This window comes from Streptomyces sp. NPDC001443 (genome assembly GCF_053597355.1).
The window spans coordinates 170,575-182,264 of record NZ_JBSFIA010000011.1; the positions used below are offsets into that span (position 1 = coordinate 170,575).

At 73.0% G+C, this 11,690-nt stretch carries 9 protein-coding genes; 6 read left to right on the forward strand and 3 right to left on the reverse strand.

Features of this window, described 5'->3' with window-relative positions; genetic code table 11:
• Positions 1-256: 256 nt before the first annotated feature.
• Positions 257-1,723, reverse strand: coding sequence for a diaminopimelate decarboxylase (locus tag ACWC24_RS15125; RefSeq protein WP_450663256.1), 1,467 nt, complete (start codon positions 1,721-1,723; stop codon positions 257-259).
• Between the two features lie 115 nt (positions 1,724-1,838).
• On the opposite strand from ACWC24_RS15125, the gene hutU reads away from it, so the two are divergent.
• From hutU to hutI, 4 genes are all read left to right on the forward strand, one after another.
• Positions 1,839-3,518: a urocanate hydratase gene (gene hutU / locus ACWC24_RS15130; protein ID WP_450663257.1), complete on the forward strand. Its 1,680-nt coding sequence runs from the start codon at positions 1,839-1,841 to the stop codon at positions 3,516-3,518.
• Entirely contained in the window at positions 3,515-4,732 is a 1,218-nt protein-coding gene (locus tag ACWC24_RS15135; RefSeq protein WP_450663258.1) for an allantoate amidohydrolase, read from the forward strand. The genes hutU and ACWC24_RS15135 overlap by 4 nt, the downstream gene beginning before the upstream one ends.
• A complete protein-coding gene (locus ACWC24_RS15140; protein WP_450663259.1) occupies positions 4,729-6,087 on the forward strand; it encodes a formimidoylglutamate deiminase in 1,359 nt (452 codons plus the stop codon). The genes ACWC24_RS15135 and ACWC24_RS15140 overlap by 4 nt, the downstream gene beginning before the upstream one ends.
• A gap of 62 nt (positions 6,088-6,149) precedes the next feature.
• Positions 6,150-7,331, forward strand: a complete 1,182-nt coding sequence (gene hutI / locus ACWC24_RS15145) for an imidazolonepropionase (RefSeq protein ID WP_450663260.1) — start codon at positions 6,150-6,152, stop codon at positions 7,329-7,331.
• Positions 7,332-7,340: 9 nt separating this feature from the next.
• Here hutI and ACWC24_RS15150 read toward each other — a convergent pair whose 3' ends face one another.
• Together ACWC24_RS15150 and ACWC24_RS15155 are read right to left on the reverse strand one after the other, a co-directional pair.
• Entirely contained in the window at positions 7,341-8,894 is a 1,554-nt protein-coding gene (locus ACWC24_RS15150; RefSeq protein WP_450663261.1) for an RICIN domain-containing protein, read from the reverse strand.
• A 163-nt stretch (positions 8,895-9,057) separates the two neighbouring features.
• Positions 9,058-9,975, reverse strand: a complete 918-nt coding sequence (locus tag ACWC24_RS15155) for an RNA polymerase sigma factor SigF (RefSeq protein ID WP_450663262.1) — start codon at positions 9,973-9,975, stop codon at positions 9,058-9,060.
• A gap of 249 nt (positions 9,976-10,224) precedes the next feature.
• Here ACWC24_RS15155 and ACWC24_RS15160 point away from each other — a divergent pair, with 249 nt between their 5' ends.
• Positions 10,225-10,689 (forward strand): STAS domain-containing protein, encoded by a 465-nt coding sequence (locus ACWC24_RS15160; protein ID WP_450663263.1) that lies wholly within the window; start codon positions 10,225-10,227, stop codon positions 10,687-10,689.
• A 260-nt stretch (positions 10,690-10,949) separates the two neighbouring features.
• Positions 10,950-11,486 (forward strand): ATP-binding protein, encoded by a 537-nt coding sequence (locus ACWC24_RS15165; protein WP_450663264.1) that lies wholly within the window; start codon positions 10,950-10,952, stop codon positions 11,484-11,486.
• Positions 11,487-11,690 lie beyond the last annotated feature (204 nt).

An 11,690-nucleotide genomic window follows, 5' to 3' on the forward strand; every position in this document is an offset into this window, starting at 1 on the left:
TCCCACCTTGGGGTCCGGCTGAGTGACCATGAAACTACGCACCGTCGCGGGTGACCGGTGGGGATATGGCATTTCCCGGTGGAACATGCTGAGGGTGGCTAGGGTGGGTCGGCTGTGCAGGTTTTCCTACGGGATGACCTGCATGCTCACCTGTGTATCCGTCTGTACGCCGCCGTCGGGCGCCCGCGCCGGGTCCACGCCTGCGCCCGCCCCGGCTCCGCGGCTGTCCGTGCGGGTGTCGGGGTCGGTAGGAGATTCACTCGTACGGGTGAGTGGGTCCGGGGGTGCGCAGGGTGGTGAGCGCCGACGCGTGCGCCCCTCCCGACTCGGCGACGATCTCCTCGACCGTCTGCGGCTCGCGCACCGTCGCGAAGGCCGTCCGGCCGCGGTCGTCCGGGGCGAAGCCGTAGATGCCCGGCCGGGCGAGCGAGTTGTAGGCGTAGTGGTGCGCGAAACAGTACGCGCCCGTGTCCAGCGCCGCCGCGTGGTCCCCCTGCTCCAGTTGCGGCAGCGCCTGGCCCCGGGCCAGCAGGTCGCCCGCGAAGCAGGCCGGTCCTGCCACGTCCTGCACGACCTCGGGGCCCTGCTTGGGCCGTCCCTTCGCGTCGTACCCGGCGATCCGCAGCGGCCAGGACTCCGGCGCGTACACCGTCCGGGTCGCCACCTGCACCCCCGCGTGGGTGACCGCGACCCGGCGCCCGCCGGCGCTCTTGGCGTACTCCACCCGCGCCACCACCGTCCCGTGCTTGGCCAGCAGCGACCGCCCGAACTCGGTCACCAGCCCGTACCGCCCGTCGAACAGCCCCGGCACCGTCTCGCGCAGCAGCCGCGCGTACTGCGCGTACGTCGGGGTCGTCACGTCGGAGCCGAAGTTCACCGGCAGTCCGCCGCCGATGTCGATCGTGTCGATCTGCGGCCGCCCGATCCGCCGGTTGATCTCCTCGGCGAGCGCGTGGACCTCCGCCACGCCGCGTGCCATCAGCGACAGCGGGATGCCCTGCGATCCGGTGTGCGTGTGCAGCCGGCTCAGCCACGGCCGGTCCATGAAGGCCCGCACGACCCACTCGCGCGCTCCCTCGTCGCGCAGCGCCACCCCGAACTTCGAGGTGGCCGTGGCCGTGGACAGTGCCTCGATGGAGCCCGCGCCGAGCTGCGGGTTCACCCGGACGCCGAGCGGGGAGCGGCTGCCGGCCGACCGCATGAGGGCATCGAGGCGCTCCAGTTCCTGCGGGTTGTCGGCGTTGACGGCGATGCCGAACGCCAGTGCCTCACGCAGTTCGGCGGAGGTCTTCGCGGGCGAGTCGAGCACGGTGCGGGCGGGCGGCATCCCGGCCGCCCGCGCCAGGGCCAGCTCGCCGGGGCTGGCCACCTCCGCGCCGATGCCCTCCTCGCGCAGCAGCCGCAGCACCGGCACCAGCGGGGTCGCCTTCACCGCGAAGGCGTGCAGCACGGGTGTGCCGGGCGCCACCACGGCGTCGAACGCGGCCCGCAGCGCCGCCGCCGACTCCCTGATGCCGGTGACGTCGAGCAGCGCGACGACACGGGCGCCGGGGCCGAGCAGCCCCTGTTCCACCGCGGCCCGCACCGCGTCGTCGCGCCGTGCGACCCGCTCGGCGTCGGGTCCGCCGCGCGAGCCCGCGTCGTCGCGCCGTGCGACCAGGGCGCCTCCGCTGCCGTCGTCCACTGCGTCCCCCGTCGGGTCGGTCTGCGACTCGGGTGCCATGCATTCAGCCAAACACCCGCGACCCGCCCACGTCGACGGCCTCATGTGTTGACTAGTTCTATTCAGATAGTCAGGATGTGAATAACGACAGCAACAATCCGCTAGGAGGCAGACCATGTCAGGACCCCGCCCCGTACGAGCCCCGCGTGGTACGGAACTGAGCGCCCTGGGATGGCAGCAGGAAGCCGCCCTGCGGATGCTCCAGAACAACCTCGACCCCGAGGTGGCCGAGCACCCCGACAAGCTCGTCGTCTACGGCGGCACCGGCAAGGCCGCCCGCGACTGGCGCTCCTTCGACGCCATGGTCCGCACCCTGCGGACGCTGAAGCAGGACGAGACCATGCTGGTCCAGTCCGGCCGCCCGGTCGGCGTCATGCAGACCCACGAGTGGGCCCCGCGCGTCCTCATCGCCAACTCCAACCTGGTCGGCGACTGGGCCAACTGGGAGGAGTTCCGCCGCCTGGAGCAGCTCGGCCTGACCATGTACGGCCAGATGACGGCCGGCTCCTGGATCTACATCGGCACCCAGGGCATCCTCCAGGGCACCTACGAGACCTTCGCCGCGGTCGCCGCGAAGAAGTTCGGCGGCACCCTCGCGGGCACGATCACGCTCACCGCCGGCCTCGGCGGCATGGGCGGAGCCCAGCCCCTCGCGGTGACGATGAACGACGGCGTCGCCATCTGCATCGACTGCGACCCGCGCGCCATCGAGCGCCGCATCGAGCACCGCTACCTGGACGTCAGGGCCGACTCCCTGGAGCACGCCCTCCAGCTCGCCGTCGAGGCCCGTGACCAGCGCAAGCCGCTCTCCATCGGCCTGCTGGGCAACGCGGCCGAGCTCCTGCCGCGGATGCTCGCCGAGGGCGCGCCCGTCGACATCGTCACCGACCAGACCTCGGCCCACGACCCGCTCGCCTACCTCCCGGTCGGCGTCGACTTCGACGACATGGCCGACGCGGCCGCCAAGGACCCGGCGGGCTTCACCACCCGCGCCCGCGAGTCCATGGCCCGGCACGTCGAGGCGATGGTCGGCTTCATGGACGCCGGTGCCGAGGTCTTCGACTACGGCAACTCCATCCGCGGCGAGGCCCGGCTCGCCGGGTACGACCGCGCCTTCGCCTTCCCCGGCTTCGTCCCCGCCTACATCCGCCCCCTCTTCTGCGAGGGCAAGGGCCCCTTCCGCTGGGCGGCCCTGTCCGGCGAGGCCTCCGACATCCACAAGACGGACAAGGCGATCCTCGACCTCTTCCCGGAGAACGAGTCGCTGCACCGCTGGATCAAGATGGCCGGCGAGCGCGTCCACTTCCAGGGCCTGCCCGCCCGCATCTGCTGGCTCGGCTACGGCGAGCGCGACAAGGCCGGCGAGCGCTTCAACGACATGGTGGCCTCCGGCGAGCTCGCCGCCCCCCTCGCCATCGGCCGCGACCACCTCGACTGCGGTTCCGTCGCCTCCCCGTACCGCGAGACCGAGGCCATGCTCGACGGCTCCGACGCGATCGCCGACTGGCCGCTGCTGAACGCCATGGTGAACGTCGCCTCCGGCGCCTCCTGGGTCTCCCTCCACCACGGCGGCGGCGTCGGCATGGGCCGCTCCATCCACGCCGGGCAGGTCTCCGTCGCCGACGGCACCAAGCTGGCGGGCGAGAAGATCCGCCGGGTGCTCACCAACGACCCGGGCATGGGCGTCATCCGGCACGTCGACGCCGGTTACGACATCGCGGAGTCGGTGGCGGACGAGCGCGGGGTCCGGGTGCCGATGCGCGAAGGCCAGGAACAGGAAGAGGCCTCCGCGTGACGTTCCACAGCATGTGGGCGGAGCTGCTGCCGATCGGCCGCAGCTCCGCCTCCGGCGGCTACCGCCGCTTCGCCTGGACCGCCGCCGACGCCGAGTGCCGGGCCTGGTTCGAGGAGCAGGCCCGTACCCGCGGGATGACCTACGAACTCGACCGCAACGGCAACCAGTGGGCCTGGCTCGGCGACCCCGCCCAGGGGGACGCGGTGGTCACCGGCTCGCACCTCGACTCCGTGCCCGACGGCGGTGCCTTCGACGGGCCGCTGGGCGTGGTGTCCTCCTTCGCGGCCCTGGACGAACTGCGCGCCCGCGGCGCCCGGCTCGACCGGCCGCTGGCCGTCGTCAACTTCGGCGACGAGGAGGGCGCCCGGTTCGGGCTGGCCTGCGTCGGCTCCCGGCTCACCGCCGGAGCGCTCACCGTCGAACAGGCGCATCGCCTCACCGACGGAGACGGCATCACCCTGCCGCAGGCGATGGAGGCCGCGGGGTACGACCCCGAGGCCATCGGCCCCGACCCCGAGCGGCTCGCCCGGATCGGCGCCTTCGTCGAGCTGCACATCGAACAGGGGCGGGCGCTGGACCTGTCCGGCGACCGGGTCGGCGTCGCCGGCACCATCTGGCCGCACGGACGCTGGCGGTTCGACTTCCGCGGCGAGGCCAACCACGCCGGCACCACCCGGCCGGAGGACCGGCGCGACCCCATGCTGCCGTACGCCGAGACCGTCCTCGCCGCCCGTCGCGAAGCCGAACTCGCCGGAGCCGTCGCCACCTTCGGCAAGATCTCCGTCGAGCCGAACGGCGTCAACGCCATCCCCTCCCTGGTGCGCGGCTGGCTCGACTCGCGTGCCGCCGGGCAGGAGACCCTCGACACCGTGCTCGCCGGCATCGAGAAGGCGGCCCGCGCCCACGCGGAGCGCCACGGCGTCGACCTGGACGTCGTGCGCGAGTCGTTCACGCCGGTCGTCGAGTTCGACCACGCCCTGCGCGACGAGCTCGCCCGGATCCTGGGCACCGACACCGACCTGAAGGTGCCCGTCCTCGGCACCGGGGCGGGACACGACGCCGGCATCCTCTGCGGCAGCGTCCCGACCGCCATGCTGTTCGTGCGCAACCCCACGGGCGTCTCGCACTCGCCGGCCGAGTCCGCGGCCGAGGACGACTGCACGGCCGGGGTGAGCGCGCTCGCCGACGTACTGGAAGGGCTGGCCCGCAGGTGAACCGGAACCACCCGCAGACCCACACGCGGACGTACTGGCTGGAGCACGCCTGGCTCGACACCCACGTCGAACCGGGCGTGGCCCTGGAGGTGTCCGACGGCCGGATCACGGCCGTCCGCACCGGCGTCGCCACCCCGCCGCCCGGCGCCGAGATCCTGCGCGGTCTCACCCTCCCCGGCCTCGCCAACGCCCACAGCCACGCCTTCCACCGCGCCCTGCGCGGCACCGTCCAGGTGGGCTCCGGCACCTTCTGGACCTGGCGGGAGGTGATGTACTCCGTCGCCGACCGGCTGACCCCGGAGACCTACCACGCGCTCGCCCGCGCCGTGTACGCCGAGATGGCACTGGCCGGCATCACCGCGGTCGGCGAGTTCCACTATGTGCACCACGCCCCGGGCGGCACCCCCTACGCCGACCCCAACGCGATGGGGGAGGCCCTGATCGCGGCCGCCGCCGAAGCCGGCGTGCGCATCACCCTCCTGGACACCGCCTACCTCTCGGCCGGCTTCGGCGAGCCGCCCAACCATCACCAGCTGCGCTTCTCCGACGGCAGCGCGGACGCCTGGGCCGAACGCTGTTCAGTTCTCAAGGAACGGGATCACGCACGGATCGGGGCCGCGATCCACTCCGTACGGGCCGTGCCCGCGGACCAGCTGGCCACCGTGGCGCGGTGGGCACAGGAGCGGCGGGCCCCGCTGCATGTGCACCTGTCCGAGCAGACCGCCGAGAACGACGCCTGCCGGGCCGCCCACGGCCGCACCCCGACGCAGCTGCTCGCCGACCACGGCGTGCTCGGTGAGCACACCACCGGAGTGCACAACACCCACCTCACCGACACCGACATCGCGCTGCTCGGCGACTCGGGCACCGGCACCTGCATGTGCCCCACCACCGAACGCGACCTGGCCGACGGCATCGGCCCCGCGGTCGCCCTCCAGCGGGCCGGCTCCCCGCTCTCCCTCGGCTCCGACAGCCACGCCGTCATCGACCTGCTCGAAGAGGCGCGCGCGATGGAGCTGAACGAGCGGCTGCGCACCCGCACCCGCGGCCACTGGACGGCCGCCGCGCTGCTGCGCGCCGCCTCCGCAGACGGTCACGCCGCCCTGGGCTGGACCGACGCGGGCGTCCTCCGGCCGGGCGCCCTCGCCGACTTCACGACGGTCGCGCTCGACTCGGTCAGGACGGCGGGACCGGTGCCCAGGCTCGGTGCAGAGACGGCCGTATTCGCAGCGACCGCGGCGGACGTGCGCCACACGGTCGTCGGTGGACGTCAGGTCGTACGGGACGGGGCGCACACGCTCGTCCCCGACGTGCCGCGGGAACTGGCGGCCGCCGTCGCAGCCCTGCACGCCTGACGGGCCGCCAGGCGCCCGCCCCCCGACCCGCATCCAGCCCCGCCGCCCCCCACGAGGACGCCATGAGCAGCACGGTCAGCACCGTCGTCACCAACATCGCCACTCTGGTCACCAACGATCCCTCCCAAGGCGACGGCTCGCCGCTCGGTCTGGTCCGGGACGCGGCCGTCGTCATCGAGGGCGACCGGGTCGTGTGGACCGGTGAATCAAGCAAAGCACCCGCCACTGACAACCGGGTCGACGCCGACGGCCGCGCGATGCTGCCCGGCTTCGTCGACTCCCACTCCCACCTGGTCTTCGCGGGCGACCGCACCGAGGAGTTCAACGCCCGCATGTCCGGCCGGGCCTACAGCGCGGGCGGCATCCGCACGACGGTCGCGGCGACCCGGGCGGCGAGCGACGAGGACCTCGAACGCAACCTCACCCGCTACCTCGACGAGGCCCTGCGCCAGGGCACCACGACCTTCGAGACGAAGTCCGGCTACGGCCTGACGGTCGTCGACGAGGCCCGCGCGCTGCGCATCGCGGCCCGGCACACCGACGAGGTGACCTACCTGGGCGCGCACATCGTCTCGCCCGACCTCGCCGACGACCCGGCCGCCTACGTCGCCCTCGTCACCGGCGAGATGCTCGAGGCCTGCGCCCCGTACGCCCGTTGGATCGACGTCTTCTGCGAGAAGGGCGCCTTCGACGGCGACCAGGCCCGCGCGATCCTCACCGCCGGCAAGGCCAAGGGCCTGCACCCGCGCGTCCACGCCAACCAGCTCTCCCACGGCCCCGGCGTGCAGCTCGCGGTCGAACTCGACGCGGCCAGCGCCGACCACTGCACCCACCTCACCGACGCCGACGTGGACGCCCTCGCGCACAGCCGTACCGTCGCCACCCTGCTGCCCGGCGCCGAGTTCTCCACCCGTGCGCAGTGGCCCGACGCCCGCCGCCTCCTGGACGCGGGCGTCACGGTCGCCCTGTCGACGGACTGCAACCCGGGATCGTCCTTCACGTCCTCCGTGCCGTTCTGCATCGCGCTGGCGGTAAGGGACATGGGGATGACGCCGGACGAGGCGGTCTGGTCGGCCACGGCGGGCGGCGCGGCGGCCCTGCGCCGCGACGACGTCGGCCGCGTCGCCCCCGGCGCGTACGCCGACCTGACCCTCCTCGACGCGCCGAGCCATGTCCATCTCGCCTACCGGCCGGGCGTGCCCCTGGTCAGCGGGGTGTGGCGGCGGGGCACACGGGTGCTCTGAGCCCGCCGCTCAGGCGGATCCCGCCCGCCACCGCTGGACCGGACCCCCGCTCAGCGGCTCCAGTGACACCCCGTCACCGTAGGACTGCGGGGTCACCCCGGTCTCGATCGCGATCGCGGGACGGATCACCCCGTCGTCGTCGACCGTGAAGGTGAGGTTCTGGCCGTGGCTGCCGTAGACCGAGTCGCAGCTCCAGACACCGACGCCGTTGTCGACGTCGCCGCGACTGTCCAGGCAGAAGTCCGGGTCGGCGTACGACTGGAGGACACCGCGGTCCGCGTCGACCCGCCAGCGCTGGGTGTCCGCGCCGGAACAGGGGGCGGTGACGACGTCCGTGCCGTTGTCGAAGTCCCCGCCGACGTCCAGACAGCGGCCCGTGGACACGTTCACGACCTGGGCGTAGGCCGCGCCCGGCGGGCGCGCGGCGGGGGTCGGGGTCGGGGTCGGCCTGCGGGTGGTCGGCCTCGGGCGGGCCGAACTGTGGCTCGGCGAGGGCGAGGTGCGGGTGGGGGACGCGGACGGCGCCGGAGCGGAGTACGTGGCCGTCGCCGTGACCGTCACCGGAGGGCTGGAGGGGACGGCCGCCGCGCCCGCCGACTGCTGCCGGTCCTGCGAGCCGTCCGAGGAGTTCAGGAACAGCAGCAGCGGCACCAGGACCGCGCTCAGCGCCGCCGAGGCCAGGACGATGCGCCGGGACTGCGGCCCGGTCCAGGGCCGGGTCCGGGGCGCGGAAGGATCGGTGACGCGCGCACCGGCGCGCGGGATGACGCGCGTCGCGGCAGCCCCGGCGCTTCGGGCGTACGCCGTGCCGCCCCACGGCAGCAGTCCCTCGGCCAGCGCCGTGCGCGGGTCGTCGCGCAGGGCGGACAGCTCCTCGTACGCGCTCGTGCAGTGCGGACAGCGCGTCATGTGGGCGTGCAGGTCGGGGCTGTGGCGGGGGTTGTCCGGCCGCGCGGACTCCTCGATCAGCCTGCGGAAGTCGCCGCAGCGCGGGTCGTCGGAGGCGGCCAGCCGGGCACGCAGACAGGCCTGACCGAGTGCCGGCAGCGCCTGGGGGGTGCCGTGCCGGACGTCCCACTCGGTGAGCCCGAGGAATGCGGCGGTCCGGCTCTCCGGCTCCCGCTCCACGACGCCGTACCAGATCAGGCCCTGTGCGCGGGACGGCAGGGAGCGGAACGCGGCGAGCATGGGCGGGACGGGGCCGTCCGGCCGGGCGGTGTTCAGGACCAGCAGCAGCCCGGGGTCCAGGCCGGCGGCCCGCCCGTCGGTGGCCCAGGACGCGGCCTCGCTGCCGGTGAGCAGCAGGAGCCGGTGGCGCAGCGGGACGTCGGGGTCGGTGCCGCGAGCCGTCTCGCGGGCCGCGGCGGTGAAGGTCTGCGCCGCCAGCTGCCGTGCCGCGGCCTCGCCCGTCACGCACAGGCGGGCGTAGCCGAGGACCGAGGGCTGGTGGCGGGCCCGGATCTCCTGGAGCGCCGGATAGGCGGACGCGGTGTCGGCGCGCAGCAGTTCGGTCAGCCGGGCATCGGACGCCCCCGTATGGGCATCGCCGCCACCTAGTGCCATGTTCTCCGGCCCTCCTTGCACCCTGGCGGTCGTCCGACCGTCCTGACGTACCGGCCAGTTTGTGATGCCCATGGTGAGGGAGGAGAGGCTTTGGGTAAAGGGTTATCTCCGGGTAATCAAAGTGGCTGTTGGTGCGTGCAGTTGAGGCGGTGCCGGGCGCCCCTCACTCCTCGGCCGTCAGGCCCTTCCGCAGCCGTACCAGGGTCCGTGACAGCAGGCGCGACACGTGCATCTGGGAGATGCCGAGTTCCTCGCCGATCTGCGACTGGGTCATGTTGGCGACGAAGCGCAGCGAGAGGATGTGCCGGTCCCGCGGCGGCAGTCCGGCGATCAGCGGCTTCAGGGACTCGACGTACTCGATGCCCTCGATCCCGTGGTCCTCGTACCCGATGCGGTCGGCGAGCGTTCCCTCGGAGTCGTCCTCCTCGGGCTGCGCGTCCAACGACGCGGCGGTGTACGCGTTCGACGCCGCCATGCCCTCCACGACCTGGTCCTTGTCGATGCCGAGGTGCTCGGCGAGCTCCGCCACCGTCGGGGCGCGGTCGAGCCGCTGGGCCAGTTCGTCGCCGGCCTTGGCCAGGTCGAGCCGGAGTTCCTGGAGCCGGCGCGGGACGCGCACGGACCAGGAGGTGTCGCGGAAGAAGCGCTTGATCTCGCCGATGACGGTCGGCATCGCGAAGGTGGGGAACTCGACGCCGCGGGCCAGGTCGAAGCGGTCGATCGCCTTGATCAGGCCGATGGTGCCGACCTGGACGATGTCCTCCATCGGCTCGCTGCGCGAGCGGAAGCGGGAGGCGGCGAACTTGACCAGGGCGAGGTTGAGTTCGACGAGGGTGTTCCGGACGTACGAATATTCGTGCGTCCCTTCCTCCAGCGACTCCAGCCGCTCGAACAGCGTCTTGGACAGGGCCCGCGCGTCGACGGCGCCGACCTCTTCGTACGGAGGTATCTCCGGAAGCCCGGCGAGCACGTCGTCCTGCGGGACGGGCGCGGGGTGGTTCCGCTCGATGGGATCCAGATGTTCCGGAAGGGGTGTCGGCGTCGTCCGATGGGTATGCGACGCGTCGAGCCGGGGTGACATGATGTCCTCCATCGTTCTCGGCATATGGCTGCCGAAGCCAGTGCTGCACAGCGGTGTGCGGCGCCTCCAAAGCCGGCCGTGTCGAGTGCGTGTCTCTACTAGCCCTACCCGTTCCACCGAGTTCACCGCAAGTCCGTTTCAGTAGGAAATGTCCATTTGTGGGCGGTTGTTCGGGTGTCAGGGTGTGTGGAGAAGGCGTAGTGTTCGAGAGCATCTGTCAGTAGTCACGATCTCGGGAGTGGGAGACGCATGGACCGCGGGACGGTCGGCAGCGCACAGTCGGGCCGGCTTCTGGTGGAGGTGCGGGAAGAGGGTTCCAGCGCCGTCGTGACGCCGGTGGGTGAGCTCGATCACCACACCGCCGATCTGTTGCGCGACCCGCTCGACGACTGCCTCTCCAAGGGCTTCAGCGAGCTGGTCGTGGACTGCTCGCGCCTGGAGTTCTGCGACTCCACGGGGTTGAACGTGCTCCTGGGCGCGCGGCTGAAGGCGGAGGCCGCCGGGGGCGGGGTGCACCTCGCGGGGATGCTGCCCGTGGTGGCGCGCGTGTTCGAGATCACCGGGGCCGAGGCGGTCTTCACCGTCCACGACTCGGTCGATTCGGCTCTGGCCGACGTCGGTGCGAACGGCGCCGACGGCGGTGACGGCGACGGCGATGTGGCGAAGGACACCGGAGGTGGCCGTGCAGCGGGGGAGTCCGGCGAGTCGGCCTGAGCCGGTCCGCGGACCGGCCGTCGGTGTTCCCGGCCCCCGCGTCCGGGCTCGGTCCGGCCGTCGCCGCCCGGGTGAACCTGCGCGTCCGCTCGTGGAGGGGTCCTCGGGTGACATCGGCTCGTACCGACAGGGGGGTGTTCGGTCGGCCCGGTCGGGCAGGAGACATCCTGAATGTGTCGGCGTCATGTCGACGGAATCGCCGTCGATCTACGTACTGACTCTTGAATCATGAACTGGTGAATCGGTGAGGTGAAGCGCTGATGAGCACCACCCGGCCCTGCTCGCCGGGCGACCGCGGCCCGGAGCCGATCGGCGCTTCGGGGGCGTCCGAGGGTGACGTGCCAGGGGGCGGCGTGTCCCGCGAGGACGTGGTCGCCTCGTCGACGGGTCGTCAGGTCCGCCGGCTGAGCCTGGACGGCCAGAGCGGCGTCGTGCCGCTCGCCCGTGACTTCGCGCGTCAGGCGCTGTACGCGTGGGGCTGGTTGCCGGCCGCCACCGCGGACCGCCGGGCGGCCGCCGAGGACGTGCTGCTCGTCGTGTCCGAGCTGGTCACCAACGCCTGCCTGCACGCCGAGGGGCCGGAGTCGCTCCGGATCTCCTGTGACAACAAGGTCATCCGGGTCGAGGTCGTCGACCGCGGCACCGGCCAGCCGGCTCCCCGCACCCCGCACCGCGCCGGCCGGCCCGGCGGGCACGGCATGTTCATCGTGCAGCGGCTGTGTCTGGACTGGGGTGTCGTCCGCGCGCCGGGCGTGACCGGCAAGACCGTGTGGGCGGAACTGGGCGCACCGGCGTGAGCCGGTGAGAAACCGTTCCGCCGCACCCGGCTCCGGGGGAGACGCCGCCCGCGGGACCTGACCGCCCCTCGGGCCGTGCCGGACCTGTAGCCCTGACCGTTCCGTAGGCCCTGCGGCCCTGCGGCCCTGCGGCCCTGCGGCCCTGCGGCCCTGCGGCCCTGCGGCCCTGCGGCCCTGCGGCCCTGCGGCCCTGCGGCCCTGCGG

Excerpts from the sequence above, each read along its gene's own strand:
- hutU (WP_450663257.1), top strand. The coding sequence starts at position 1,839 with ATGTCAGGACCCCGCCCCGTACGAGCCCCGCGTGGTACGGAACTGAGC.
- ACWC24_RS15160 (WP_450663263.1), top strand. The coding sequence starts at position 10,225 with ATGGACCGCGGGACGGTCGGCAGCGCACAGTCGGGCCGGCTTCTGGTG.
- ACWC24_RS15155 (WP_450663262.1), bottom strand. The coding sequence starts at position 9,975 with ATGTCACCCCGGCTCGACGCGTCGCATACCCATCGGACGACGCCGACA.
- ACWC24_RS15125 (WP_450663256.1), bottom strand. The coding sequence starts at position 1,723 with ATGGCACCCGAGTCGCAGACCGACCCGACGGGGGACGCAGTGGACGAC.
- ACWC24_RS15150 (WP_450663261.1), bottom strand. The coding sequence starts at position 8,894 with ATGGCACTAGGTGGCGGCGATGCCCATACGGGGGCGTCCGATGCCCGG.
- hutI (WP_450663260.1), top strand. The coding sequence starts at position 6,150 with ATGAGCAGCACGGTCAGCACCGTCGTCACCAACATCGCCACTCTGGTC.
- ACWC24_RS15165 (WP_450663264.1), top strand. The coding sequence starts at position 10,950 with ATGAGCACCACCCGGCCCTGCTCGCCGGGCGACCGCGGCCCGGAGCCG.